We start from the raw sequence: 793 nt of genomic DNA, 5'->3' as shown, positions 1-793 counted from the left end.
GTGTCTTGAAAGGGCTTCCCCTTTCCGGCCCGGGCGTGAAGAGCTCACTTCACCCAATCCGGGCCGCTTGAGCGCCCTACGCTTTCAAATTTTTGGCGATGTAGGACTGTACGGTGCCGATGTCGTTGGCCAATACTTCGTAGCGCTCCTCGCGCTGGAAGAGGTCCGCCATGTGGTGTGGAAGCGCCGGATCGGTATCCTGACCGGCCTTGCGCACCGCCTCCGGGAATTTCGCCGGATGGGCCGTGGCCAGGCAGACCATCGGAATATCCTGACGACGGCGCGTTTCGCGGGCCGCCTTCAAACCGATCGCCGTATGCGGATCCAGCAGGTATTCAGTGCGCTCAAACACATCTCGAATCACCTCCAGCATCACATCATCATCCACCTTGTAACTGCTGAACAGCTCACGCGCCTTCGACAACGCCGACTCATCCAGATGCATGGCGCCGGACTTGAAGTCCTCCATCAGGCCACGGATTTTGTCACCGTCGCGATCGTACAGATCGAACAACATGCGCTCGAAGTTACTGGATACCATGATATCCATGCTCGGCGACAAGGTATGCTGGAGCGGCTGCTTGCTGTGATCATTGCCACTCAGGCAGCGATGCAGAATATCGTTGCTGTTGGTGGCGATCACCAACTGATCGATGGGCAGCCCCATGCGCTTGGCCAGATAACCGGCAAAAATATCGCCGAAGTTACCCGTAGGCACCGAGAAAGAGATAGGACGTGCCGGTGCGCCCAACGCCAGACCCGCGTAAAAGTAGTAAACGATCTGGGCCATGAT

At 57.5% G+C, this 793-nt stretch carries 1 pseudogene; it reads right to left on the bottom strand.

Going from position 1 to position 793, the window contains the following annotated elements:
• Nucleotides 1-76: 76 nt before the first annotated feature.
• Nucleotides 77-793, bottom strand: a pseudogene (locus tag B3187_RS04235) (threonine synthase); the annotation flags it as partial.

It is taken from the genome of Marinimicrobium sp. UBA4209 (genome assembly GCF_002381585.1).
GTDB classification, from domain to species: domain Bacteria; phylum Pseudomonadota; class Gammaproteobacteria; order Pseudomonadales; family Cellvibrionaceae; genus Marinimicrobium; species Marinimicrobium koreense.
The sequence above is the reverse complement of the archived record's forward strand: the minus strand, read 5'-3'. Positions and strand labels throughout refer to the sequence as shown.